Genomic DNA, 25,180 nt, shown 5'->3' on the forward strand with positions numbered 1-25,180 from the left:
TGTGATGAATGGTTGCCTTCCCTCGGATGATTCAGTTTTTGTTGTTCTTCCAAGCCAATCGGTCATATTGCATTCTGAACAGTTTGATAAGTTGAGGGAGATCTTGTTCTCCTTTAATCCAAAAACTCACACCCGAATCAGGAACGACATGCGGTTCAGCCACCCCGGAAGCAACGAGCTCGTTGCGAATCGATTTGGGAAACAGGAAATCAGCGTGTTTTTCACCGTGCAGATGACCCAACTCTTTGTTCTGATAACAAAATTCTACGCCTCCAAACCGGTGGACATGTTCGGTACACCATCCCAGCTGAGCAATTCACGTCTCAACGCTTCGAGTATCATGAGTAGCCCCCCTCCTTGAAGGAATGAATAACTTGCTTAGTAAATCCATTCCCTTTCACAAAATTTACTAAACTTAATATACGAAAAAATATATTAATCATTGCATGGAGTTACCCAAAAAAATAGAACCCGATGATGAACGGGTTCTTGCTAAGACGTTAGATGATGTTGGACAAAACCGATCTTTTGCGATCATGGCGGACCAGGTCTTCATATGTTTCCCGTTCCACCACCAAGTCGGCGATACCATCCCGAACAAAGACGACGGCGGGGCGGCGGAGGCGATTATAGTTGCTGGCCATGGAATAGCCATAGGCTCCAGTGGAGAGAACCGCAAGGATGTCTCCGCTTGTTACTTGTGGCAGATCGATATCCCAAATAAGCATATCTCCGCTTTCGCAACATTTGCCCGCGATCGAGACGGTTTCAGTTGCCTCCATCGACGCTTTATTGGCCAGTAGCGCTTCGTACTTCGCTTGGTAAAGGGCGGGTCGGATGTTATCGGTCATGCCTCCGTCCACCGCCACATATGTGCGAATCCCCGGAATCTGCTTAATTGAGCCTACGGAGTATAGAGTTGTGCCAGCATTCCCCACAATACCGCGCCCCGGTTCAATCCAAATTTCCGGGTTTGGCAAGTTGCGTTTGGACCAGGCAGCTGCCACCTCTTGCGTGATTGTTTCCACGAAGGTTTCGATTTCCACCGGATCATCTTCATCGGTATACCGAATGCCAAACCCTCCGCCCAAATTAAGCACCTTCACCTCATAACCGGTTTCTTGCCGCACGCTGTCCAAAAATTCCCGAATGACCTTGATCGCTTCAACAAATCCTGTAGTATCAAAAATTTGTGATCCAATGTGGACATGAATACCCAATAGATTGAAATGCGTTTTCGCTAATGCCTGCCGGATCGCAAGCATCGCCTGACCATCAGTCACACCAAAACCGAATTTCGAATCTTCTTGGCCGGTAGCGATGTATTCATGGGTGTGCACTTCAATCCCTGGCGTGAGGCGAAGCATCACATTGACTTGTATGCCGGATGCGGAAGCCAAATCATGGAGTAAAGCCATCTCATAAAAGTTGTCTACAACATAACAGCCTACGCCTGCTTCAAGCGCCATCCGCAATTCTTCTTCCGACTTGTTGTTACCATGAAAATGTATGCGCTCGGCGGGAAATCCAGCTTGGAGGGCAGTGTACAATTCTCCGCTTGAGACCACATCCAAAGAGAGATTCTCTTCGGCTGCCAGTTGCGCCATCGCGATGCAACTGAATGCTTTGCTGGCGTAAGCGACTTGAAAAGTAAATCCGCTTTGTTCGAATGATTTGACAAAACGGCGACTGTTTTCCCTGATCAATGCTTCGTCATAAACATAGAGTGGGGTTCCAAAGGTTTTAGCCAATTCCACCGTATCGCATCCGCCAATGGTGAGATGGCCTTGACTGCCAATGTGACTCGTGCCGGTTAAGCGCATAAAAAAACCTCCTAATCAGCAATTGATATTAGGAGAGTATAGTCGGGCAATTAAAAAATACCATCTGACTATAGACGGCATCCCTTATCAAAACCGCACCATAACCATATCTCCTGAAGATAGCACACCACGCATATTAAATGAATATGCGTGACAGTTCTGCCCCTGTTCGGGTACAGACCCAGCATCCCTGCCCAGAGAATGCAGGGAAACTTCGGCGACTTTTCCTTTCCATGGCCGTCACCGATCTTCTCTGGATCTCAGGTCATGTACTAATAAAAGTCGCAACCTCTACCTCATCAAAGCCATGATGAGGTTTTGTTTTATGCAGTTGTCATTTAATGTGTCTTAGTATAGCATGCTATGGCGACGGTGTGAAGAGGAAAACGGATTCTTTACAATCCTTTTAATGCTTACTCACTGTAATAGCAGAGCATGGCTGGGTGGGATTGAAAAATCGAAATAGCAATGGTCTGTTACAATATGGTTGGAATGAGCAAAGAAAGGGGCATGATCGATCATGCATCAATGCAAAACGCTGTTGTCTGCCATCTCCATTCAGTATCCGATTATCCAAGCACCAATGGCCGGAGGAGTGACGACTCCCGAATTGGTGGCAGCCGTGTCAAATGCCGGTGGGCTCGGCTCATTGGGCGCCGGATATTTGTCCCCATCGAAACTGCGAGCGGAGATCAAGCAGATCCGCAGGCTGACATCCAAGCCCTTCGCCGTCAACCTCTTTATTCCTGAACAACCAACGCATGTAGATGAAAAAAGCTTAACGGATCTCATCGGGCAGCTCAAGCCAATTTGTGATGAATTGGGGATAGATGCGGAACAACTGACGATCGATTATCAGGACCAATTTGACGAGCAATTTGCCGTCGTCGTGGAAGAGCGGGTTCCTGTCTTCAGTTTCACTTTTGGCCTATTGCCTTCCGAAAAGATGGAACAATGCAAAAAAGCAGGCATCTTTGTCATGGGCACTGCTACTACGGTACATGAAGCCATGCAATTGGAACGGCTCGGCGTCAACGCCGTTGTGGCACAGGGGAGTGAAGCCGGTGGGCACCGAGGTACATTTGCCCACGCTTATCACGAGGCCATGATTGGCACCATGGCATTGGTTCCACAGGTGGCCGATCACGTCAGGGTGCCAGTTATTGCCGCTGGTGGGATTATGGATGCCAGAGGAATCGCTGCCAGCTTTGCTTTGGGGGCTTCTGCAGTGCAGATGGGAACGGCGTTTATCCCATGCGAAGAGAGCGGGGCCCATCCATTATATAAACAAGCGCTTATCGTGGCTTCCGAAGAACTGGTTGCCGTGACTTCGTCAATTACCGGAAAAGCAGTGCGCGGCTTGCGCAACAGGCTAATGGATTTAGCCGAACAGTTGCCTGAGACGTTGCCGTATCCATTACAGCATGTTTTGACACAACACATCCGCAAAGCAGCAGCAGAGCAATTACGGCCAGAGTGGATGTCAATGTGGGCAGGGCAAGGTATCCGATTGGCGAGACAACAGAGCGCCCAGGAACTGGTAAATCGATTAGCCCAGGAAACAGACATTATTATCAGAATGTTGAAACTACAGGGAATTGACAAATGAAATAAACAAAAATAACAAACTGCAATCTATTTCAGATTGGTTTGCATTATAAACATGGAGGGATTGCAATAGGACGTCTCTGTACAGAGACATCCCTTAGTTACATCAATTCATCCAGGCGATCCAACTCTTCATCCTTTTGATCATTGACAACGTGTGTATAAATCTGCGTTGTGTTGATGGAGGAATGGCCCAAAATTTCTTGCACTACGCGGATATTGGCGCCGTTGGAGAGCAAGAGGGTAGCCAGTGTATGACGCAATTTATGTGGCGAAATGTTTTTTGCTTTGGGAGGCAAATCCGCTTCTTTCACATATTTGTTGATGATTTTATTGATAGAGACGCGACTGATCCGACCGCCGTTCCGATTTAAAAACAATGCTGATTCATGTCCTGGTGCCGGGGTAGGCCGTACCGCCATATAATCCTTGAGAGCGGTGGTGGCGGTGTTGTTCAGCTTTAGCATCCGCTCTTTGTTCCCCTTACCCAAAACAACGATACGAACGGTCCCTTTCTGTTCTTGAATGCTGGTTGTATCGAGGCGCACTAACTCAGAAACGCGCAATCCGGTATTAAGAAAAATGAGGAGGATGGCCAGATCCCGATACCGCAGCCAGCTCAAGCGTTTGTAGTTTCTCATATCGAAGAAGTCATGGACACTGTGAACCAAACGCAAGGCTTCATCATGCGTTAAAAAAACGGGAACGCGTTGTTTGTTGCGGGCGCGTAATGTCACATCCTCAAACTCAGTCATGGGGTTGCGATCCAGCGCTCCGCATTTAACCAAATACCGAAACAGGGATTGGAGCGAAGCCCGTTTGCGATTTTTGCCCGCATGCGAATTCTCCCGCACCTGTACTGTTTCAACAACTCTTCCATTGATCTTTCTGGTTACTTTGCGCTCATACCCATGTTCGATATATCGAAAAAAGCGCTTGATCGTGCGACCGGTCACATCTTCAAGTTCGTGCCCATGTTCTTCCAAATAATCAAAAAACAGTTTAAAGTCGTATACATACGCCGCGACTGTTTCGATGGAACGGTCGGCACTGATCATCTCCAATATGTACTCTTGGACATCTTCAGGAAGTTCCATGGCTAAGCGATTGATATTTTCTGGTAATTTGCGTGATAAGTATTTCATCGTTGCTTCACTCCGGTGTGAATTATGATAAAAAACAGGTTAGTATGTTTGGAAAAGAAGTCAAAAATGAAAAATTGGGGAGACCTATGGGATTCAGACGAAAAATAAAAGGCCTTTTCGGTCGCTATTGGTTTACAAAATCATATAATCCGCCAAAAGTCTTGGTATTCCTGGACTTTCGGCTTTCCGCCGATTAATTTTTCGTATGGTTTTGCAACGTAATGGGGGGGTAACGAGAGAACCTCATAAAAAACATCGCTCCTCCATTCTTATTATCAAGTTGCTGACCTTGTAGCTACGACAGAGACCGGGTGGATACAATCCATTTTTTCACTCCGCAAGGGAAACCGACTTGCAATGACGATGCCACAACAGGATTAGTAGCCCTGGCAGATGCTAAAGAGCCTATTTTTTCGCCGTATTGGTTAACGAAACGATTCTTTCGTTAACCAACTATTATTATAGTAAAATCGAAACTGAAGGTCATTGTTTTTCTTGTTGAATTCACAATAAATATATAAAACGAATCATCTGTTAATATCTTGTAGATCAGAGAGAAAATTACAACCGTTGCAATTTGGAAACCAATCGGTACCCCAAAGATTCGTACAGGCGAATGGCGGGGACATTGTCATCAAACACATACAAGTACACATCTGAAGAGTATTCTCTCGCTCGGCGGGTCAACTCCGTTGTAATGATCCGCCCCCAACCTTGCCTTCTTCGGCTCACCGTTGTCCCGATATTGCCAAGTTCGACATAGACAGGATCATAAAAAGGTACTCCCGACGTCTCCATCGGGAAGATTTAATTCTTCCTTGAGATAAGTCAGCAGGGAGCGGATACAAACCTCTTCCTAAAATAATGCATACGAAAAAGCATGAAACGGCAATCCATACAGATAGGCTAGCACACCCAGTAAGCGGCCATCTGATGAGAATTGTCCGTAATGGACTGTTTGTTGCCGTCTGACCGTGAGATAGGTGAAGTAAAGCAGATTACTTTCTTTACCGATCTTCGCCAATAATTCATCCAGCTCATTCGGTTGTAATCGTCTATGATACATACACTCACTCTCCTTTCAGCATGATTATGACACAGATTGTCGAAATCGCAATCATCGCTTACGATAAAGAGGCAGTTCTCTTAATTAGGAGGTTGGACAGTTGCTATTAAAATTCAGGATTTGGCACATTCCGTTGCACATACTTCTCTTTGCCGGATTGTTTTATGGAATGCACCGATGGCAGGAAACGAGGCAATATGAAAAAGGGGCTTTGTATTTCTCTGGAGATGTAATCGGCTATATCTTTTTATTTGCGCTCGCTAGTGTGGCATTGTTATTTTCTCTCTATTGGAACCGACGTGCCCGGATGTTTTGGCTGATTGTCGGCATCCCCGTATTGTTGTTTGCGGGCTTCAAGTATTATCAAAATTTCGATTATGGCATACGGGTGGATCACCAAAAAATCACTGTGAACGACCAAGTTTACGCATGGTCGGACATTAAGTCGGCGACTGCGGATTGGATCGGCAAAGCCTCCGCGAGAAACCTTTATTTTGAATACACTCTCACCTTCAAAGATGGATCGTCGATCGATCTGTTGAGCGAGGAGTTCGATGCTGCGAAAATCAACATGATTCACGAAAAAGTCCTCCAATCTAAGATTCCGTTCATTGTACGAACTCCACTCAATGAGAAGGTGATCAAGCGAATTGAACGGTCTTACAGTAAGGAAGAGGTTGCTTTGCTTAAACGTCTTTTTACCGTTGACAAATGAAGCGGTGCAGGATACAATGCAAACACAAAAGATCAAGGCATGCCTTGATCTTTTTTTAAAACAATCGAATCGAATGGTAGAAAAGTCTCGTAGTTGCCAATTTCTGAAACATCATTCTTTTATTCATATTCAAATAGAAAGTGTCGTATGTAATATTTTCTATTAGACTGATACAGATTAAACAACATGATATAATCGTTTAAATAACTACTATCGGAGTGAACAATATTCATGAGTATTGATCAGAACATCTTGAATCATCTGTATAAGTCTCAAAAAAAGGAACTCCCGTATCAACCCGGGGACAGAGTGCAGGTTCGTATAACTAAGTTGGTTGATTACGGCGCATTTGCAGTGACAAAAGACGAGCATATGGCCTCAGGCTTGATTCATATCTCACAAATTCCTGAACATGTGGAACTACATACCCAGCAAATCATTGAAGCGGAAATCCGCCAAGTCAAAGAAGATAATAAGCTGGAACTCAGTCTGGCGTATCATGACAAAAAGGAAAACCCCTTTCAAGTTTTGGCCAGTATCAAAGCTCCCTTACCCGAGCAACAACCACCTGCGGATGAGATTCAGGAAATCATCCAGTATCTTTCCAAAGAATTCGGGTTAGTTTCGGAAGAGTCCAAACAAAAAGTGGAAGCGATGGTGCGGAAGATGGGCGTGTTTCATTTTACCATGGCCATGATGAAGGCCTTGCCCACTTTTAAGCGGGACCTGGTCCATCATTTCCTTAAGGAGATGGAGCAAAGGGGGAATCATCTTTGACCCGGTTCGTTTCCACTTCACCCGCCATCTGCGGGAACGGGTAGAGGAAAGATTGAGGAAAAAGCTTTCTGGCCATGACATCCACCAATTGATTCGAGAGAGCCAGGTCATATTGCAGACAGCAGACCATCTGTACCTTTATCATCCGGGCGAGAACATCCGTTTTCCGTGCATCAAAGACGGCGACCAGTGGGTAATCAAATCCGTCATGATCCATGGAATGTGGATGGAAGCAAAATAAATGATCAAAGCAATCAAAAGCCGTGCATTCTCGTGCAATGAATGCACGGCTTTTGATTTGTTGTACGCTTATACTTGCTTTCAAAGGGGGATAAAAATGGATTGGGTTAATAAGATGAACGATGCGATTACTTATATTGAAGAACACATCACAGAAGATATTTCTTACTCAGAAGCAGCCAGAGTTGCCTGTTGTTCCACTTATCACTTCCAACGCATGTTTTCATACATCACGGATGTGCCCCTGTCAGAGTACATACGTCGCCGACGCTTGACCTTGGCGGCATTTGAATTGCAGAACAGTCGTATCAAAGTGATCGATTTGGCGCTTAAATACAACTATGATTCGCCGGAAGCGTTTACCCGCGCATTTCATGCCCTACATGGCCTAACTCCAACTGAGGCGAGAAAAGCCGGAACGAAATTGAAAGCATACCCCCGCATTTCCTTCCAACTGACCATCAAAGGAGTGACTGAGTTAAATTACAGGATCGAAACGTTAAGCGAATTTTCAATCGTAGGAATTCGCGAGCGTATCCGTACCCAAGACGCATTTCACACTGTGCCTCAGATATGGGCTGGTGCAACAGAGCAAGGGCTTTTGACAAAACTGTGGGAAATGCGTATGAACAATCATGCATTGCAAGGGATATTGGGCGTTTGCGCTGATGGTGACTTTGGCGCGAATGAAGAGTTTGACTATATTATGGCTGTCGTCTCTGACCAAACGCCGCCGAAAGGGATGACCTCCTTGGATTTTCCGCCAACCATGTGGGCTGTCTTTGACATAGACGGGCCACCGGAAAGATTGCAAGAAATCTGGAAGCGGTTGTACACTGAATGGGTTCCGACTTCAGCATATGAACTGGCTCATTTGCCGGCAATCGAATGCTATCTTCCAAGAGAGGCACATCGCAATGAGCTTTGGGTTCCTATCATGAAGAAAGGGGATCAATGATCGTATTCATACTCATTGAAGAACGCAAAAAAGGCTTCTGTCCTCCAATTGGACAGAAGCCTTTTCATCACTTCGCTGCGGGAAATTCATGTTTCAATCCACGAATTTCCTTCATACCATGGGCCGGCTTGCCTACCGGTTGTTTTGGTTTGCCGGCGATCTCTTTGATGAGATTGACCACGAGCGTGCCAGATTTCTTCAGCATATCTTTTTGGATTTTGTCCAATGTATCCTCATCGCTGTGATAATAGGGATCTTCAGATACATGAACGAAAGCGACGGGAATGCCGGCATCTTCAAAAGGAGCATGGTCACTTCTGGTTGAATATCCGCGTTCATACGGCAAGTTGAGTTCATCCGCCAGTTTTGCGGCGTGATCAGCTACAAAGGATTTGGCATCAGGGGAAGCCGTGAGAATGTTAAAGGTGTCTCCAACACCAACCATATCCATGTTGATCATGCCGACAATGTTTGCTTTGTCTTTGTCTTGCAGAGATTGAACATAATACTCCGAACCAACCAACCCGGCTTCTTCCGCACCAAACGCAATGAATTTCACATTCATGTTAAGCTTTTTATGAGAAAGAGCACGGGCCACTTCCAACATGGTGCTGGTGCCGGAGGCGTTATCGTTTGCAGCTGGAGTGTCCACCCCGTCATAATGGGCTCCCAGAATCAATGTTTTTTTGGTGGAAGCCTTTTTGGAGGCTTTCAGCGTGCCGATCACATTTTGTGAGTAGGTATCCAAGATTTCTGTTTTCACTTTCATGGTGACAGACACACGCTTCCCGGCAGCGATCAACTCTAGCAATTGTTTTCCGTCCACATCTGACAGCCCGATAGCAGGAATATCTGTTTCTTGACCGAGTGTACCGTTTAAAGCACCAGATACATTGTTATACAAGATTGCGCCAATCGCTCCGGCTTTTGCAGCATTTTGTACTTTCTCGTAGAAGGTTAAGTCTCCGCGTTGAATCAAAGCGATTTTCCCTTTGACATCAACTCCGGCAAAATCTTCCGGCTTGCCTAAACCAGCGTAAGCTACTTCAGCGCTAAGACCTTGTTCAGGCGTACTCGGGGAGTAAGTGAAAGTTTTGGCTTCGATGGCTTTATTTTCAGGGGAAAGCAAGGTCAATTCTTGCCCATGGCTAATAAACGTTTTGAACGGGAATTTTTGTATTTTCACATCTAATCCCAATTCGCGAAAACGTTTGGCAATTGCTGCCGCAGTTCGATGTTCCCCTTCCGTTCCGGCGACGCGGGCATTGTCACGGTTGGACATCCACGCGATGTCGCGATATATGCGATCTCCAGATATATTTTGTTGTTTAGCCTTGGCAGGAACAGAAGCTTGTGGAAGGGTGAAAGCAGTCCCAAATACAACCACAGAGGAAAGCAAGAGGGACATACCTACTTTGAATGTTTTCCTTTTCATTCAATATCACCTTTTATTTTTTTATTAACTATATTCTATCAATATTTATAAAACCCTCTCTTGATTATATATTTTAAAATATTATGAATAAAAATAAAAGCGAACGCACAACAGATGTTTGCGCTCGCTTTCCAGTTAGTGAACCATCAACCCACAATCGTCACATCGCGCGCGGAGACGACCATGCGCTGGGGCGCATTGCCGCGACAGGAAATCAACGTAGCATCTCCATAAGGATTCACATCAGCCACATAGACGCGGAGAGGAGTGACCGACACTCCACGAATAACAACATTCACAATTTGACCAACGTACATGCGCAATGTTTCCGGGGCGACTCGAAAGGGGGAGCGGGGAGGAAATTGTTCAACATACCCATCATCGTCTGCATAGACGAATTCATCATCGACTTCCGAGTAATACGGATCATAATCATCATAGTACATCGTTGGGACTCACTCCTTTTATCCATGAACCTAGTTCATGATATTCAACACCCCAACCATTTGCGCAATGTTGATTGCCCATAATGACAAGGATGGGTGTTTGTCTATGCAGAACTGTTTATGATGAAATAAATTTATTTGCAAAGGGAGAGTGTTATGTTTTTAAAAACAGGCCGAATCATTGCGCTCGTCAGTTGTATCGTGGTCTGCACTGTCTTTTCCAGCTCTGTTCCCACTCAGGCGTCAGAGACTGACATGCTGGTTCGCGATGGAGCGACCCGGCCCATTTATTCCTATGAAGACGCCATCCGTGAAAAAGGGTATGTGGAAGCTCCGATGGACAGCGACCACGACGGTGAACCTGACCGCATAGCAATTCAAATCATGCGGCCTAACACAAACAAAAAAGTACCCGTCATTTATGAAATCAGCCCCTATCGGTCGAGACTTAATGATGTTCCCAACCACAATGTCGATGTTGAATTGCGCCCTGTAAAAGGCAAGCCCATGGCTGAGCCGGATCAAACGCAGCCGTTTTCTGGTTATTATGATAACTATTTCGTGCCGCGCGGTTATGCCGTCATTTTAGCAGAAAGTGCCGGAACGGGCCTGTCGGGAGGCTGCCCGACATCCGGGGCGCACAACGAGACCATCGGCGCCAAAGCAGTGATCGATTGGCTAAATGGACGAGCCAAAGCGTTTGACGAAAGTGGAAAACCAATGGTTGCTGACTGGACCACCGGCAATGTCGGGATGATTGGCGTTTCATATAATGGAACCTTGCCTAATGCCGTTGCCGCCACCGGTGTGAAAGGACTAAAAACCATTGTTCCCATCGCCGCCATTAGCAGTTGGTATGATTATTACCGGGCCAACGGAGCCGTGGTAGCACCAGGCGGTTATCAAGGTGAAGACGCCGATGTGTTGGCAAAAGCCGTCTTGACCAGGAAAAACCCCTCCGTCTGCCAGGAAATCATTTCATCTTTGGAGCGATTGCAAGATCGGGTGACCGGTGATATGAATGCTTTTTGGCATGAACGGGATTATGTTAAACATGCCAGTAGAGTGAAGGCCAGTGTATTTGTGGTGCATGGCTTGAACGACTGGAACGTAAAAACCAAACAATTTGCCAGATGGTGGAATGCTTTGGCCAAGCACAAAGTTCCGCGAAAAATTTGGTTGCATCAAGGTGGGCACCTCAATCCGTTCAGTTTTCAACAACAAGCGTGGTTATCTGCCTTGCATCGTTGGTTTGATTATTGGTTGTATGAGATTCCCAATGGAATCATGAAGGAGCCAATGGTCAGGATCGAACGCGCTCCGGGCAGTTGGGAACAACATGCCACTTGGCCTGACAAAAAAGCCGAAAAGGTGCGGATGCCGCTTGATGCGGGAGGAAAATTGGGGAAGCAAAGCCAAGGCCAACCCAAGCGCTTGGAAACCTTGATCGATGATCCCAATCGCACAGCTGAACAACTGGCCTCCAATCCGGAATCACCATCCCCCAACCGCTTAGCTTATTTGGGAGATCCTTTACAAAAAGACCTCCGTATCAGCGGAACACCGAAAATCCGGATTCGCGCCAGCATTGATCGGCCTGTCGCCAATCTTACCGCGTTGTTGGTGGATTATGGGACGGACACCCGGGTAGACTACCAAAAAGGATTAGCACGGACGGATCAGCGCATCTGCTACGGCCAAGGGATTCCGGGTGATGATGGATGCGCTTACCTATACCAGCATCAGACCCATGTCTCTTCTTTTGAAATTGTAACCCGCGGCTGGTTAGATCCACAGAACCGCATCTCTGACAGCAAAGCCAAACCAGTAATTCCCGGAAAAGAATACACCTTTGAGTGGGATTTGCAAGCTGATGATTATGTGTTCAAAAAAGGTCACCGCATTGGCGTCGTGTTGATGTCAAGTGATCATGACTTTACCATTCGACCTACGGGCGGGACGAAGATCACGATTAACCCCGCAAAAAGCCAACTCATTCTGCCTGTGGTGAAGTGAAGGAGCGGTTCCCGCGGATATAGCGAAAACACACCGGGCATCCTACCTCCAAAAAGGAGGGATGGCAACCATGTCCAAAAAGCAAGCGAAAGACAACAATGGGCAACGGAAAGTAAAAGTGAGCGGTGGCGAAGGGCGTAATGGCCGGTTGAGCCAGTTTAAAAATCATACACAACCAGGTGATCCTTACGCTCGCGATTATATGTCCCGTTCGGATGAGACCTGAAACCAAACAAAAACAGGCCAGCAATTCCAATGGCCTGTTTTTGTTTGCGAACCGCGAAGTAGGATTAGTCTTTGAAAGAAGGCAGAGAGGGGAATTGGAGCAAAACCGATGGGAAGTCATTCGGACTTTCTTCACTGCTAATGGGAAGCTGATATATCTCCCGGCAAAACATAAGAAAAAGCTGATGGTGTTGGAATATCTCGTCAAAGACTTGAAAGTCGGTGTAAAATATCCAGAAAATGAACTGAATGAATACATTAAAAAGTTTCACGATGATTATGCGACGATTCGGCGTGAATTAATCATCAACCATTTCATGTATCGGGAAAACGGTATCTACGAATTGAATCCGCCTGACATGTGGAGAACGTTTTAGATGGGACTGATTGGGTCTTATGATTCTCTCGGGTCGGCATTACTCACAAAGAATCCGGATTATTCATCCGGATTCTCCAGTTCTTCAATCAGCTCTTCAAAATCAGCGATGAGGTTGCTCAAGGTGTATGATTTATCATGATTCATGGCATCCAACCGATCGGCTGCACGGTGGAGGATCTGATTCGCTTGCTTCAAGTCCTGAATGGACAGATCCAAATGATAACGTTTGTCCACGGGAAAACACCTCCTATGCATAGTGTTTGAAAAGAGTCCATGTATCAATATACCATAACTTTCCTAAACAAAACCCCCAAGACTTTATGGCCATGATAAAAATCTATTTGCTCTGAAGAATGCCCAGATATGCTTTCCAAGGCCCTACCTCATCATGATAATGCTTGGCCATCACCCTGACAATTTGCTGGACGTGACTAAGGTCGTGGACAGCCCAAGTTGCCAGCAATTCCCGCAGGGTGACAACGCCAAGCTCAGGATGTTTACCAGTGCGATTCAAATCATGCTCCGTTAGAACCATCGTTTTTAAGGTTCGCACATTTTTGTTCCGGACGGCTTCGAATTCATCGAGAAGGGTTTCGAGTGACTTATGCCGGTTTACATGAAGATGGGCAGTGCGGTCAAAGGGGACAAACGTTTTTTCATCCCCATCACCGACTATAATCTGAATGCGTTGGATCCAGTCCGTTTTTTCACCATGGATTAGGTGACCCAACACTTCAAAAGGCGACCATGTTCCTTCCCCTTCATTGCAGTGAATCCAGGCATCTGGCAATCCTTCCAACATCTGACGCAATACTTTTGGTGTTCTGGCAAGAATATTTGTAACATCATCCAATTGAAAGCTTGCGCGTTCCATGAACAAAGCCCCTTTCACTGTTCCTTGCAGCTATCATATCAGATAACGAGCCAAAGTCCATCTGTCGACAAACAACCCCCATGACTTTATGGCCATGGGGGTTTTGTTTATCTATAAGATTTGACATACTCTTGCAGGAGAGTGACTGCTCGTGCTGGTCCACCTGCCACCAATAATTCTTTTTTCATTTGGGCCAAGTTTTGTTTGATCGAAGACTCTGTGCGTGCGACATCGACAGCTTCCCGCAGCGTTTCCACTGACACGTCAGAAGGTGAGAGCGTTGTACCCAGTCCCAGCTTTTTGATGCGTTCGGCTACTAAAGGTTGATCGGAGCTTTGTGGAATCACAATAGGAGGTACCTCATACCATAATGACTCCATGGTGGAATTCATGCCACCGTGTGTAATAAACACTTGGGCCTGTTTTAGTACTTCTAATTGCGGGACAAAGTTGCGGATGATGAAGTTATTAGGTGTTGGTTCCAATGACTCAATGTTCGTTCCCGGACCGACGTTCATGATCACTTGCCATTCGGTATCAGCAAATGCTTCCATGCATGTGAGATAAAATGAGGTATTGGAAAGAATGGAACCTAAAGAGATGTACATGATGGGGCGATCAGGATCTAACGTGGTGCCTAAGTCAGGTTGGGTTGGCCGCTCGGTGATCTGTGGACCGACAAAGGCGAAGTGATTGCCAAGAGACTCAGAATTCGGTTGGAATATTTTAGGGATCATGACAAGATTAAGACCATCATTGGCACAAAAAAACTCGCGTATTTTTGCCATGACTGCCTCATCGTTTACGATGCGGGCTCTCTGTTTCATGAACACCGAGTCTTCTGTCATTGCAAAGCTGCTGAAATAAGCGACCGAGGGAATTTGGAGAGATTTCAGCAGTTCTTTGGCCCAAACGCACATATGGTCATACACGATCAGGTCTGTGTCTACTCTGACGAGAGGCTCAAGCAGTTCGTGTGCCTGCTCTTTCTGTGATTGAAGAATCTGCAAGGATAACTTCATAAACTTGTCCGGATCATTAAGCATGGAGATACCATGTTCCTTGACAACATGCCCCAGGCTGAATTTTTCAGGAATCGGTTGATATTCCGCACCGACCGCTTCCACGGCATTCCGGAATTCGGGTATTGTAAAAAAAATCGCGCGCTCACCGCGACGCACCAACTCTTTGGCTATAGCAAGACTAGGATTCATATGTCCATGGGCAGATTGGATTAAAAAAAGTACTTTCATCCGACACACCTTCTTATCAGTGAAATTTGACACTAAAAAGTTAATATTTACCTTTGCCCTACACGATTAGATTATATGACCCGGTTGGTGGGTTCAATGAATATCTACTGAACATTCCGTATCCAAAAAGTAAACACCCCGCATTCTCCGCTCGCCCGAAGAATGCGGGTTCATCTAAAGACTAAACTGGTTTAACATGCTGAAGAACTCACCGATAAAGTCATAAAACAATTGTTCGGAAGGAGGCAATTTACGCTTTTTGGGAATAATTACGCCCACAGTCCGGGCTAATTCCGGTTCGCTGATGGGAATTTTGACGGTATCGCGCGGAGTGCTGTCGATCAAAGTGACTTCTGGCAACAACGTCACCCCGAGACCGGTAGCGACCAAACCTTTGATGGCATCAATGTCTTCCCCCTCGAAAGCCACTTTGGGCTGGAACCCCATTTGATGGCAAGCGTTGGCCACCAATTGGTACAGCACAAAACCTTTGGGAAACAAGACAAACGACTCATCTTTGAGCTGGCTCAGTCGTAGAGCAGGATAGTCGGCAAGCGGATGGTGAGATGGCAACAACGCAACGATCTTGTCAGAAAAAAAGATATGGCCTTCCACTTCTTTTACATCCGTGGGCACTGGGGCGATAAAGGCGATATCTACTTCGCCGTTGATAACGGAGTCGATGAGATGATGATACGCGCCTTGCTTGAGTTGAAACCCGATGTTGGGATATTTTGCCCGAAAAGCGGAAATAACCGTGGGCAGGATATAGGCGGCCAAGCTACTCGGAAACCCCAGGCGGATAGAACCTTTGGCCGGATCGAGATATTCTTCGATTTCTTGTTTGGCTTTTTCTATCTCTCGCAAAGCCTTTTGCGCATGGGTGAGGAATATCTTGCCCAAAGGCGTCAATTTCACATTTCGACCTTCCCGAGTGAAGAGGGCAACCCCCAATTCCGACTCCAGATTGGCGATTTGCCGGCTGACCGCTGACTGCGCTACATGAAGGGCGTGTGCAGCCTCAGTCACATGCTCGCGCTTGGCGACTTCAATGAAATATTGAATTTGTCTTAACTCCATCCCAGCCCCTCCCCCTTTTTTATCCATCTCAATATGCGATTAATTTAATCGGAAATATATATTGTTAATATAATTATACAAATATAAAATGACAATACATCTTAACGTGATATTTCCTGACAAGGGCGCCAAAACCAAATCTTCACAAGGGAGTGAAGAATGATGAGTCATAATCATACAGAGTTGCCAAGAAAACAAGGGCTTTATGACCCCGCATTCGAACATGACGCTTGCGGCATCGGATTTGTGGCCAATCTGAAGGCAAAAGCCTCCCATGACATCGTTGAAAAAGGATTGCATATCTTGTGCCAGCTGACCCACCGCGGCGGGGAAAATCACGCAACGGGAGACGGATCGGGTATCATGGTGCAAATCCCGCACCAATTCTTAAAGAACCAGTGCGCTAAGATCGGCATCTCGTTACCGGAGGCAGGGCAATATGGAGTTGGCATGTTGTTTTTGCCGCATGAGCCGTCACTTCGCACCGCGTATGAAGAGAAATTGGAGCGAATCGCGACGGAGGAAGGGCAAACCTTGCTAGGGTGGAGAACGGTACCGGTGAATCATCAGAACATTGGAGAAACGGCTCGAAAAACACAACCGGTGATACGCCAAGTCTTCATTGCAAACAGCCAAGGATTGGACCCATTGGCTTTTGAACGGAAACTTTATGTGATTCGCAAGCGAATGGAGCGGGAAGCAGGAGAAGATTTTTATGCAGCTACGCTGTCCAGCCGCACCCTCGTATATAAAGGATTGTTGACTCCCTCGCAGTTGGGTGAATTTTACCCCGATTTGCAGGACTCACTATTTGCATCCGCCTTCTCGATGGTACACAACCGCTTCAGCACCAACACCTTTCCGAGTTGGAAGCGGGCACACCCCAACCGATACTTGTTGCACAATGGCGAAATCAATACATTGCGCGGGAATGTGAATTGGATGCTCGCCAGGGAAAAGATGTTTCAATCGGATGTCTTCGGGCAGGATTTGGACAAGATTTTCCCTGTATTGGACATGGAGGGTACCGATTCGTCGATTTTGGACAATTGCTTTGAATTCATGACCTTATCCGGGCGATCTTTAGCTCACACCGCAATGATGATGATCCCCGAACCTTGGGAACATGATGGGCAAATGAGTGAAGCGCGGCGTTCCTTTTACGCTTATCACAGTTGCCTGATGGAGCAGTGGGACGGCCCTACCGCCATCGCTTTCACGGATGGTACCCAGATCGGCGCCTTATTGGATCGCAATGGCCTCCGTCCGGCGAGATATTACGTCACTTCTGATGATCTGGTGATTTTCTCCTCTGAAGTCGGTGTAGTGGACGTGCCTGAAGAGAAAGTGGTGCGCAAAGCCCGTTTGCAACCGGGGCGCATGTTGTTGGTGAGTTTGGATGAGGGGCGCATCATTGATGATGAAGAATTGAAAGAGCGAATTGCAGCGGAAGCGCCATATGGTGAGTGGTTGCGTCAGCATATGGTCAAGTTGAACGACCTGCCGGGGCCATCGGAAGTCAAAGAGCTTGCTACAGATGAACTTGTGCGTTTACAAAAAGCTTTTGGTTATACCTATGAGGAGATAACTAAAAATCTGGCGCCCATGGTGACAGAAGGAAAAGACCCTGTCGGCGCAATGGGGAGCGATACTCCGCTTGCCGTCCTGTCTGATCGACCACAACTATTGTACAACTATTTCAAACAATCTTTCGCCCAAGTCACCAATCCGCCCATCGATGCTATTCGTGAACAATGTGTTACCTCCACGACAACGCTACTTGGTGCGGAAGGCAATCTGTTGAAGCCTTCGCCGACTCATTGTCGCCGTATCCGACTGTCTACCCCCATCCTTGCCGATGAAGAGTTAGGCAGACTGGCCGGCAACACCCATCCGGCATTTAAAACAGCTTCCCTGTCAATGTTGTTTCCCGTGTCCAGACAGCATGAGTTGGCGGAGGTATTGGATGAATTATTTAACCATGCGGATGCAGCGATCGATGAAGGGGCTACCTTGCTAATCCTCACAGATCGAGGAGTAAATGAAGAACATGCGGCTATTCCGGCATTGCTTGCCGTCAGCGGTTTGCATCATCATTTGGTGCGCAGAGGAACGAGAACCAAAGTGAGCTTGCTTGTTGAATCAGCAGAACCGCGTGATGTGCATCAGTTGGCTATGTTGCTTGGATATGGAGCAGATGCGATCAATCCGTACCTTGCCATCGCCACTTACAAACAGATGATCCAGGATGGTGCATTGCCTGGGATCACCTATGCAGAAGCAGTGCGTCGCTATATTACGACTGCGACGGAAGGCATAGTAAAAGTGATGTCCAAAATGGGTATTTCCACCATCCAAAGTTATCGCGGGGCACAGATTTTTGAGGCGATCGGCATTGGCAAAAAGGTAATTGACACTTACTTCACCCGTACTTCTTCACAAATCGGCGGAATTCAACTGGATGTGATCGCGCAAGAAACCGTGATGCGCCATGCCCAAGCATTCGATCCGCATGGTGAATCATCGTTGGAAGCAGGAAGCGATCTACAATGGCGTCGCAACGGGGAACCCCATGCCTATAATCCGCTGACGATCCACACCCTGCAACAAGCGTGCCGCCGCAATGACTATGCGTTGTTTAAGAAATTCACGCAAATGGCCAACGATGAACATTTACTCTTCCTACGGAGTTTATTTGCATTCAAATCAAACCAGCCATCTATTCCGATTGAAGAAGTAGAACCGGTCGAATCGATTGTGCGTCGCTTCAAGACCGGGGCCATGTCATACGGCGCTTTGAGCCAAGAGGCACATGAGGCGTTGGCGATCGCGATGAATCGTCTCGGAGGCAAAAGCAACAGCGGGGAAGGTGGCGAAGACCCTCGCCGGTATCAAGTGGATGCCAATGGCGATTCACGACGCAGCGCAATCAAACAGGTGGCCTCAGGGCGGTTTGGTGTCAACAGCCATTATTTGGTCAACGCAGATGAGATACAAATCAAGATGGCGCAAGGGGCCAAACCGGGCGAAGGCGGACAATTGCCGGGCAACAAGGTGTACCCATGGATCGCGGAAGTGCGCGGTTCCACTGTAGGAGTAGGGCTGATTTCACCCCCACCACATCATGACATTTACTCTATCGAGGACCTGGCGCAATTGATTCATGATCTTAAAAACGCCAACCCTCAAGCACGGATCAGCGTTAAATTGGTTTCCAAAGCGGGGGTGGGAACCATCGCCGCAGGGGTAGCCAAAGGACTGGCAGATGTGATTGTAATTAGTGGGCACGACGGAGGAACAGGCGCTTCTCCCCGCACCAGCATCAAACACGCGGGGATGCCATGGGAGTTGGGTTTGGCGGAAGCACACCAAACGTTGCAATTGAACCAACTGCGTGATCGTGTTGTGCTGGAAACGGATGGTAAGATGCTGACAGGACGAGATGTGGTGATGGCCGCTCTTTTGGGAGCCGAAGAATACGGTTTCGCTACAGCTCCCCTCGTGGTTCTCGGTTGCGTGATGATGAGAGTATGCCACTTGGATACTTGTCCGGTAGGGGTTGCGACACAGAATCCGGAGTTGCGCCGGAAATTCATGGGCGATCCTGAACATGTGGTAAACTACCTGCGCTTTGTTGCGCAAGAAGTGAGAGAGATCATGGCGGAGTTGGGCTTCCGTACAGTAGAAGAAATGGTTGGGCGCACGGATGTATTGACGGTGAGCGACCGGGCCAAATCACATTGGAAAGCCAAACACTTGGATTTGTCGCCAATCTTTTATCAACCACAGCCCGCAACGGAGAGCAACACGGAAGGAGCGACCTCAGCCGTACAAGATCATCATTTGGAAAAAACACTTGATTGCCAGCAACTGCTTCCTTTATGCCAACCTGCATTGGAACATGGGACGCCAGTGAAGGGAGAATTTACGGTTAACAACAATCACCGGGTAATAGGCACCATTTTGGGCAGTGAAGTGACTAAGCGTTATGGTGAACAAGGGTTGCCTGAAGACACGATCCACCTGTCATTCAAGGGGTCGGCAGGACAGAGCTTTGGCGCGTTTCTCCCCAAAGGGATTACCCTGAATATTAAAGGCGATGCCAACGATTATGTCGGCAAAGGGTTGTCTGGTGGCAAAATTATCGTGAAAACACCATCCTTATCTCCATTTAACGCGCATGAGAACATTATCATTGGTAACGTCGCTTTCTACGGCGCCTCCTCTGGTGAAGCATATATCAACGGGATGGCGGGCGAACGTTTCTGCGTACGCAACAGTGGAGTGAATGCTGTTGTCGAAGGCATTGGAGATCATGGTTGTGAATACATGACCGGGGGCCGGGTCGTTGTTTTGGGATCGGTCGGGAAAAACTTTGCCGCGGGTATGTCTGGTGGAATCGCTTATGTCCTCGCCGAAGATACGGAACGGTTCTACGCCCATTGCAACCAAGAAATGGTCTTGTTGGAACGTTTGGTTGACAAGGAAGAGATCGAGCAAGTGCGGGTCATGATTGCCAAGCATGTGCGATACACTCATAGCCGCCGTGGTCAATCCGTCCTGGCGGAGTGGGAAAAACACGTGCCGAAGTTTATCAAAGTGATCCCCCGCGATTACAAGGCGATGAAGGAAGCCATCGAAACATTGAAACAAACTGGTTTATCTTTGTCCGAGGCGAAAGTGGCAGCGTTTAACCAGCTGAAGAAACAGCGCGATCAACAAGCGAAAAACCATGTGCTGGTCACGACAGGATAGGAGGGAGATTATGGGCAAACCAACGGGATTCATTGAATACAAAAGGGAAGAGCCACAAGAGCGGAGTCCGCTTGCACGTTTGAACGATTGGGAGGAATATCAACTTCCTTTTCCTGAAGAAAAGTTGCAAATCCAAGGTGCTCGTTGCATGGATTGTGGCACGCCGTTCTGCCACGCCGGCTTTGAATTAAACGGTTCAGCGTCGGGTTGTCCTGTGCACAACCTCATACCGGAATGGAACGATCTTGTCTACCGCGGGCGTTGGAAAGAAGCACTAGACCGCCTGTTAAAAACCAATAACTTTCCCGAATTCACTGGACGCGTGTGCCCGGCTCCCTGCGAAGGGGCTTGTACGGTGGCTATTCATGATCCTGCCGTGACCATTAAAAATATCGAACTGGCCATCATTGAAAAAGGGTTTGCCGAGGGATGGATCGTTCCTCGGCCACCCCGATTGCGAACGGGGAAAAAAGTGGCCGTGGTCGGATCCGGCCCCGCGGGATTAGCCAGCGCCGATCAATTGAATAAAGCAGGTCATACAGTTACCGTGTTTGAACGGGCCGACCGCATTGGCGGCTTGTTGATGTACGGCATTCCCAACATGAAATTGGAGAAGCGAGTAGTTGAGCGCCGGGTGCGGCTCATGGAGCAGGAAGGGATCACCTTTGTCACCAACACCGAAGTCGGCAAAGATATCACGATGGATCAATTGCGATCAGAGTATGATGCAGTGATCCTGTGCGCTGGAGCGCAACAACAGCGTGACCTGGCGATAGAGGGGAGAGAGTCCGCAGGCGTAGAGTATGCGATGGATTATTTGACTGCGGCCACTAAGCAATTGCTCAATCCGCAAACAGGCGAATCAAACTTATCAGCGGAAGGTAAAGATGTGATCGTCATTGGCGGTGGAGACACAGGTGCCGACTGCGTGGCGACCGCCTTGCGCCAACGATGCCGGAGTGTTGTACAATTCGGCAAGCATCCCCGACTACCTGATAAACGCCGTCCGGATAATCCTTGGCCAGAGTATCCTCATGTTTTCACACTGGATTATGCATATAAGGAAGCTGAAGCGAAATTTGGTCGCGACCCGCGCCGATACTCGATTGCCACACGTAAAATCGTCAGTGATGCACAAGGCCGCGTGAAAGCATTGCACACTGTAGATATGGAGAAAATTTATGCACCGGATGGGAGCTATACATTTAAAGAGATACCTGGCAGTGAGCGGATCTGGCCGGCCCAGCTGGTATTGATCGCCATCGGTTTCGCGGGAACGGAAGAAAAACTTCTCTCTCACGCGGGTCTTGCGCACACCAATTTCAAAGTCAATGCCGCTTATGGCGATTACCGCACCAATCTTGAAGGGGTTTTTGTCGCCGGTGATATGCGGAGGGGACAAAGTCTGATCGTATGGGCCATCCACGAAGGTCGGGAAGCAGCCCGCGCTTGCGATCAATATTTGATGGCAACCACACAAGGTGCTGAGAAAGCGATATAGAGATACATGCATATGACAAAGTGGGAAGTCATTTTCTCACTTTGTCATTTTTTATGAGCATCGTCGGTTTGGATTACGAGAAGCATACGACTCAACATACAGAAAACACCTGGTAAACAGCGGGAATTTACCAAATAAAAGGGGGATAGATGCCGGATAAATGGCTTGTTTTCACCAAAAATACCCCTACACAACGTTACAAAACAAATATTTTGTTACGTTGTGTAATGATTTATGCAAATCTGATGGTTTTATCCTACATATTTCTCATCCAACCCTTTCTATCTCATTAGAAAAAGTTAACTATAGTATTGAGAAATGAAATAAAAAAATTTCAATAGCATATTGCGCACTCTCCAGACCGTTGTTGTATCAAACAATCTCTCCCCGTGCATAAAAAAGGAGCCTTACGGCCCCTTCTGACTGACATTAGCTGATACCATATCCGGTTAACAAGTACACCCCGACCCATGCGACGGAACCACACAAGGATCCGATCAAATATTGAGAACGGTTTAATTTCAACAATCCAGCACCGTATGAGACACTTATGCGGACACCGGGAATGAAGTATGACACAGGAATTCCCCAGAATCCATATTTGCGCATAAATTCAAGTGAACGTTCTGATTTCCCGATCAAAAAGCGCCATTTGGGAAAGGCCGCAAACAATTTCTGCTTACCGAAAGCTGCCAGGAAATAGTTGATCAGTGATCCGAACAATACGGCAACAACTGATAAAAGAAAGGTGGGCAACAAAGAGAAAACACCTTTGGCGATCAGTGTCCCGGCATAAAATAGCACGGCTTCGTCCGGGATTGGTAACCCGATGATCCCGAGCAGCAAGATAATGAACAATATCGGATAGCCGTAGCAAGCCACCCAACCCAGAATTAACGCTTCCGTCAAACCGTATCGCTCCTTTATGTCAACTCGCTTCAGATGCGGCTTCTTCTTTTTCCCATCGTTCCTCTGCATTAAACCAATAAAACCACTGCCCTGGAGCGTTTTTTACCATCTTCTCCATCTCTCGGTTCAAAAAATTGATCGCTCCCCCCCACTCTTTGCGATCAAACATTTTGTACAGATGAATGGGCTCTCGAAACATAAGCCGATGGCGAAATCCTTGTTCTCGGAACCCCATAAAGGGAATAACCGGTATGTTTTGCTCCAGCGACATGACCGCCGCTCCTCCGGGAGTCCGTGTTTTTCTCCCGAAAAAGATCGATTCAGGAAATTGCGGTCGATAAAAATCGCCAAGCAAGAATACTACGCCGTTTTTCTTCAGATGCGCCTTGAGTGTTTTCATCATTAATAAAGGAGGTGTTTCGTCGTAATCTAGCCCATCGCACCCTAACCGTTGAAATAACAGATAGAAAGGACGAATGTCTTCGCTTTGGGCAGTCACGACCGTCAAGCATGGATACTTCATCGACAAGTACCAGTAATAGTAGAAAAAATTACCCATGTGTGGAGTGAGCAGAATCGCCCCTCTGCCTCGTTCCAATACCTGCTTAAGAATCTCTTCGCCTTCTGCCCGAAACCGCCAGTCGATTGAATCGCTCAGATTACCAGAATCGATCAAAATTTCATAAATTGAAACAAAGACAGATTGGAAGTACTCCCTCCCCATCCGAGATAAATCTCGGTCTGATTGTCTGGGCAGAAGTTGGCGCATGTTGTTCAACACATGGGCTCTCCCTTTTCCTGCCAGCAGATAAACCGCGTCGCCCAACAAACATAAAAACGGATAGCATAATGATCTCGGGAGTAAACTCCCCCAACGTTGTAGCCGTGTCAATCTATGCTCATCCATGGTGACTTTGGCAATCCATTCATACATGCTTACACGCCTCCCATAAAGCGGCGTTGGTATCTTTTGGTCATTTTGGCCGTCTCCAAAACAACAAAAAAGTCAGTAGAACGGAAGATGGGATCATAGATCGGTTCGCCAGCAATCTCTGCGCCTAGCCATTTGTACCCTTTCAACAACGGAGGCAGGTTACTGTAGACATCGCGCATATTAAACTCGGTCGCGTTTAAGCGTTTGAGGCCAGCAATGGCATGGCTCGGAAGCGGACGAATGCGATAACGGTCCGTCACGACCCCTTCATGGCACAACATGCTGTATAATTCGCTAATCTGCCGAGGTCCATGAATCGGTACGCTCACACAGCCAACCACATATTTGTGCCTGCTTTCTTTGATGTAATCGGCGATGCCTGACCATAACAACTGGATCACCCGCCCCGTCCGATAGTCACGATCAATACAACTGCGTCCCACTTCCAGGGTGGCCGCCTTATACGCAGCGAAGGAAGCTAAGTCAAATTCCGTTTCAGCGTAGAAGCCATTGCATTGTATTGCCTTTTCCCCTGGTAACATACGATAGGTGCCAACCACCTTGCCACGATCTGTATCGACAACAATCAAGTGGTCACAGAATGGGTCATATTCATCCATTTCCATTCTCTCTTCATTCTCAAGGGAAGCAAGCTTTCCTTCTTCAACAAACGTTTGGTAGCGCAAACGAAAAACTTGCTCAAGCTCTTCGGAGGTTTCCGCCAATTTGACAATCAATGCGCTTGGTTTCATATGGTTTCCCCTCTTTTCTTAAACAAAGCTCTCCTCTTTTGTACCAAATCAATATTGGTCGATTGTAAATATTTGTTATGAATTTTAGGGGATACTTAAAAGATGTGTTAACCTCTTGTAAAGAGAGTTGTCAAATGTTTAGGGCCATGCTGCTAACCTGCGGGCAATCCAACTTTGAATCCCTTGAATCAACAGAATTTTGAAAGAGTGTTATTAATTGAATTAATACACATTCAACATTTGCTATTGTTTCTATTAGTGAAATTCATTGTTTTGAAATATATAAATA

At 47.1% G+C, this 25,180-nt stretch carries 23 protein-coding genes, 1 pseudogene and 1 riboswitch; of the genes and pseudogenes, 10 read left to right on the top strand and 14 right to left on the bottom strand.

Annotated features, from left to right (window positions below):
* Positions 1 to 31: 31 nt before the first annotated feature.
* Positions 32 to 241, bottom strand: a complete 210-nt coding sequence (locus tag EDC32_RS06075) for a luciferase domain-containing protein (protein WP_425460161.1) — start codon at positions 239 to 241, stop codon at positions 32 to 34.
* Positions 242 to 500: 259 nt separating this feature from the next.
* A complete protein-coding gene (lysA, locus tag EDC32_RS06080) occupies positions 501 to 1,823 on the bottom strand; it encodes a diaminopimelate decarboxylase (protein WP_132220502.1) in 1,323 nt (440 codons plus the stop codon).
* Positions 1,824 to 1,935: 112 nt separating this feature from the next.
* A riboswitch (Lysine riboswitch) is annotated at positions 1,936 to 2,125 on the bottom strand.
* 218 nt (positions 2,126 to 2,343) lie between these two features.
* On the opposite strand from lysA, the gene EDC32_RS06085 reads away from it, so the two are divergent.
* Positions 2,344 to 3,432: an NAD(P)H-dependent flavin oxidoreductase gene (locus EDC32_RS06085; protein ID WP_132220504.1), complete on the top strand. Its 1,089-nt coding sequence runs from the start codon at positions 2,344 to 2,346 to the stop codon at positions 3,430 to 3,432.
* A gap of 100 nt (positions 3,433 to 3,532) precedes the next feature.
* On the opposite strand, the gene EDC32_RS06090 is transcribed toward EDC32_RS06085, so the two are convergent.
* The 3 genes from EDC32_RS06090 to EDC32_RS16625 form a co-directional block, all read right to left on the bottom strand.
* Complete coding sequence (locus EDC32_RS06090; protein WP_132220506.1) at positions 3,533 to 4,576, bottom strand: tyrosine-type recombinase/integrase; 1,044 nt, start codon at positions 4,574 to 4,576, stop codon at positions 3,533 to 3,535.
* A 561-nt stretch (positions 4,577 to 5,137) separates the two neighbouring features.
* Positions 5,138 to 5,374, bottom strand: coding sequence for a GNAT family N-acetyltransferase (locus tag EDC32_RS16620; RefSeq protein WP_246026858.1), 237 nt, complete (start codon positions 5,372 to 5,374; stop codon positions 5,138 to 5,140).
* Between the two features lie 58 nt (positions 5,375 to 5,432).
* Positions 5,433 to 5,642: a hypothetical protein gene (locus tag EDC32_RS16625; protein ID WP_246026859.1), complete on the bottom strand. Its 210-nt coding sequence runs from the start codon at positions 5,640 to 5,642 to the stop codon at positions 5,433 to 5,435.
* A 100-nt stretch (positions 5,643 to 5,742) separates the two neighbouring features.
* Between EDC32_RS16625 and EDC32_RS06100 the strand changes: the two genes are divergently transcribed.
* The 4 genes from EDC32_RS06100 (at position 5,743) to EDC32_RS06115 (ending at position 8,332) form a co-directional block, all read left to right on the top strand.
* A complete protein-coding gene (locus EDC32_RS06100; protein WP_132220508.1) occupies positions 5,743 to 6,357 on the top strand; it encodes a hypothetical protein in 615 nt (204 codons plus the stop codon).
* A 231-nt stretch (positions 6,358 to 6,588) separates the two neighbouring features.
* Positions 6,589 to 7,134, top strand: coding sequence for a S1 RNA-binding domain-containing protein (locus tag EDC32_RS06105; RefSeq protein ID WP_022738270.1), 546 nt, complete (start codon positions 6,589 to 6,591; stop codon positions 7,132 to 7,134).
* A 52-nt stretch (positions 7,135 to 7,186) separates the two neighbouring features.
* Positions 7,187 to 7,375: a hypothetical protein gene (locus tag EDC32_RS06110; RefSeq protein ID WP_022738269.1), complete on the top strand. Its 189-nt coding sequence runs from the start codon at positions 7,187 to 7,189 to the stop codon at positions 7,373 to 7,375.
* Between the two features lie 96 nt (positions 7,376 to 7,471).
* Complete coding sequence (locus EDC32_RS06115; RefSeq protein WP_132220510.1) at positions 7,472 to 8,332, top strand: AraC family transcriptional regulator; 861 nt, start codon at positions 7,472 to 7,474, stop codon at positions 8,330 to 8,332.
* Positions 8,333 to 8,399: 67 nt separating this feature from the next.
* Here the strand turns inward: EDC32_RS06115 and EDC32_RS16705 are convergent, their stop codons facing one another.
* Both EDC32_RS16705 and EDC32_RS06125 read right to left on the bottom strand, forming a co-directional pair.
* Positions 8,400 to 9,767 carry a M28 family peptidase gene (locus EDC32_RS16705; RefSeq protein WP_132220512.1) on the bottom strand — a complete coding sequence of 456 codons (1,368 nt, stop codon included), beginning with the start codon at positions 9,765 to 9,767 and terminating at the stop codon, positions 8,400 to 8,402.
* A 146-nt stretch (positions 9,768 to 9,913) separates the two neighbouring features.
* Positions 9,914 to 10,213 carry a hypothetical protein gene (locus EDC32_RS06125; RefSeq protein WP_022738264.1) on the bottom strand — a complete coding sequence of 100 codons (300 nt, stop codon included), beginning with the start codon at positions 10,211 to 10,213 and terminating at the stop codon, positions 9,914 to 9,916.
* Positions 10,214 to 10,369: 156 nt separating this feature from the next.
* On the opposite strand from EDC32_RS06125, the gene EDC32_RS06130 reads away from it, so the two are divergent.
* From EDC32_RS06130 to EDC32_RS06135, 3 genes and pseudogenes are all read left to right on the top strand, one after another.
* Positions 10,370 to 12,229, top strand: coding sequence for a Xaa-Pro dipeptidyl-peptidase (locus tag EDC32_RS06130; protein ID WP_132220514.1), 1,860 nt, complete (start codon positions 10,370 to 10,372; stop codon positions 12,227 to 12,229).
* A gap of 70 nt (positions 12,230 to 12,299) precedes the next feature.
* Positions 12,300 to 12,455: a hypothetical protein gene (locus EDC32_RS16515; RefSeq protein WP_170176049.1), complete on the top strand. Its 156-nt coding sequence runs from the start codon at positions 12,300 to 12,302 to the stop codon at positions 12,453 to 12,455.
* Between the two features lie 112 nt (positions 12,456 to 12,567).
* Positions 12,568 to 12,831: pseudogene (locus tag EDC32_RS06135) on the top strand (DUF2087 domain-containing protein); the annotation flags it as partial.
* 59 nt (positions 12,832 to 12,890) lie between these two features.
* Here the strand turns inward: EDC32_RS06135 and EDC32_RS16310 are convergent.
* The 4 genes from EDC32_RS16310 to gltC form a co-directional block, all read right to left on the bottom strand.
* Positions 12,891 to 13,067 (bottom strand): hypothetical protein, encoded by a 177-nt coding sequence (locus EDC32_RS16310; RefSeq protein ID WP_022738237.1) that lies wholly within the window; start codon positions 13,065 to 13,067, stop codon positions 12,891 to 12,893.
* Between the two features lie 103 nt (positions 13,068 to 13,170).
* Positions 13,171 to 13,707: a DinB family protein gene (locus EDC32_RS06140; RefSeq protein WP_132220518.1), complete on the bottom strand. Its 537-nt coding sequence runs from the start codon at positions 13,705 to 13,707 to the stop codon at positions 13,171 to 13,173.
* 107 nt (positions 13,708 to 13,814) lie between these two features.
* Positions 13,815 to 14,960, bottom strand: a complete 1,146-nt coding sequence (locus EDC32_RS06145) for a nucleotide disphospho-sugar-binding domain-containing protein (RefSeq protein WP_132220520.1) — start codon at positions 14,958 to 14,960, stop codon at positions 13,815 to 13,817.
* Between the two features lie 174 nt (positions 14,961 to 15,134).
* Complete coding sequence (gltC, locus tag EDC32_RS06150; protein WP_132220522.1) at positions 15,135 to 16,040, bottom strand: glutamate biosynthesis transcriptional regulator GltC; 906 nt, start codon at positions 16,038 to 16,040, stop codon at positions 15,135 to 15,137.
* Between the two features lie 162 nt (positions 16,041 to 16,202).
* Here gltC and gltB point away from each other — a divergent pair, with 162 nt between their 5' ends.
* Both gltB and EDC32_RS06160 read left to right on the top strand, forming a co-directional pair.
* Positions 16,203 to 20,795: a glutamate synthase large subunit gene (gene gltB / locus EDC32_RS06155; RefSeq protein ID WP_132220524.1), complete on the top strand. Its 4,593-nt coding sequence runs from the start codon at positions 16,203 to 16,205 to the stop codon at positions 20,793 to 20,795.
* 10 nt (positions 20,796 to 20,805) lie between these two features.
* Positions 20,806 to 22,296 carry a glutamate synthase subunit beta gene (locus EDC32_RS06160; RefSeq protein ID WP_132220526.1) on the top strand — a complete coding sequence of 497 codons (1,491 nt, stop codon included), beginning with the start codon at positions 20,806 to 20,808 and terminating at the stop codon, positions 22,294 to 22,296.
* Between the two features lie 429 nt (positions 22,297 to 22,725).
* Here EDC32_RS06160 and EDC32_RS06165 read toward each other — a convergent pair whose 3' ends face one another.
* From EDC32_RS06165 to EDC32_RS06175, 3 genes are read right to left on the bottom strand one after another with little or no spacing between them, the layout of a single operon-like run.
* Positions 22,726 to 23,205, bottom strand: a complete 480-nt coding sequence (locus EDC32_RS06165; RefSeq protein WP_158283253.1) for a DedA family protein — start codon at positions 23,203 to 23,205, stop codon at positions 22,726 to 22,728.
* 19 nt (positions 23,206 to 23,224) lie between these two features.
* A complete protein-coding gene (locus EDC32_RS06170) occupies positions 23,225 to 24,139 on the bottom strand; it encodes a lysophospholipid acyltransferase family protein (protein ID WP_132220530.1) in 915 nt (304 codons plus the stop codon).
* 2 nt (positions 24,140 to 24,141) lie between these two features.
* On the bottom strand, positions 24,142 to 24,891 hold the full coding sequence (locus EDC32_RS06175) for a GNAT family N-acetyltransferase (RefSeq protein WP_132220532.1): 750 nt from the start codon (positions 24,889 to 24,891) through the stop codon (positions 24,142 to 24,144).
* Positions 24,892 to 25,180 lie beyond the last annotated feature (289 nt).

It is taken from the genome of Laceyella sacchari, from assembly GCF_004343255.1.
Lineage (GTDB): Bacteria > Bacillota > Bacilli > Thermoactinomycetales > Thermoactinomycetaceae > Laceyella > Laceyella sacchari.

Coding starts and splice junctions, on each gene's coding strand:
- EDC32_RS06140 (WP_132220518.1), bottom strand. CDS start 13,707: ATGGAACGCGCAAGCTTTCAATTGGATGATGTTACAAATATTCTTGCC.
- EDC32_RS06125 (WP_022738264.1), bottom strand. CDS start 10,213: ATGTACTATGATGATTATGATCCGTATTACTCGGAAGTCGATGATGAA.
- lysA (WP_132220502.1), bottom strand. CDS start 1,823: ATGCGCTTAACCGGCACGAGTCACATTGGCAGTCAAGGCCATCTCACC.
- EDC32_RS16625 (WP_246026859.1), bottom strand. CDS start 5,642: ATGTATCATAGACGATTACAACCGAATGAGCTGGATGAATTATTGGCG.
- EDC32_RS06090 (WP_132220506.1), bottom strand. CDS start 4,576: ATGAAATACTTATCACGCAAATTACCAGAAAATATCAATCGCTTAGCC.
- EDC32_RS06105 (WP_022738270.1), top strand. CDS start 6,589: ATGAGTATTGATCAGAACATCTTGAATCATCTGTATAAGTCTCAAAAA.
- gltC (WP_132220522.1), bottom strand. CDS start 16,040: ATGGAGTTAAGACAAATTCAATATTTCATTGAAGTCGCCAAGCGCGAG.
- EDC32_RS06130 (WP_132220514.1), top strand. CDS start 10,370: ATGTTTTTAAAAACAGGCCGAATCATTGCGCTCGTCAGTTGTATCGTG.
- EDC32_RS16515 (WP_170176049.1), top strand. CDS start 12,300: ATGTCCAAAAAGCAAGCGAAAGACAACAATGGGCAACGGAAAGTAAAA.
- EDC32_RS06160 (WP_132220526.1), top strand. CDS start 20,806: ATGGGCAAACCAACGGGATTCATTGAATACAAAAGGGAAGAGCCACAA.
- EDC32_RS06175 (WP_132220532.1), bottom strand. CDS start 24,891: ATGAAACCAAGCGCATTGATTGTCAAATTGGCGGAAACCTCCGAAGAG.
- gltB (WP_132220524.1), top strand. CDS start 16,203: ATGAGTCATAATCATACAGAGTTGCCAAGAAAACAAGGGCTTTATGAC.
- EDC32_RS16620 (WP_246026858.1), bottom strand. CDS start 5,374: ATGGAGACGTCGGGAGTACCTTTTTATGATCCTGTCTATGTCGAACTT.
- EDC32_RS06085 (WP_132220504.1), top strand. CDS start 2,344: ATGCATCAATGCAAAACGCTGTTGTCTGCCATCTCCATTCAGTATCCG.
- EDC32_RS06145 (WP_132220520.1), bottom strand. CDS start 14,960: ATGAAAGTACTTTTTTTAATCCAATCTGCCCATGGACATATGAATCCT.
- EDC32_RS06170 (WP_132220530.1), bottom strand. CDS start 24,139: ATGTATGAATGGATTGCCAAAGTCACCATGGATGAGCATAGATTGACA.
- EDC32_RS06115 (WP_132220510.1), top strand. CDS start 7,472: ATGGATTGGGTTAATAAGATGAACGATGCGATTACTTATATTGAAGAA.
- EDC32_RS16705 (WP_132220512.1), bottom strand. CDS start 9,767: ATGAAAAGGAAAACATTCAAAGTAGGTATGTCCCTCTTGCTTTCCTCT.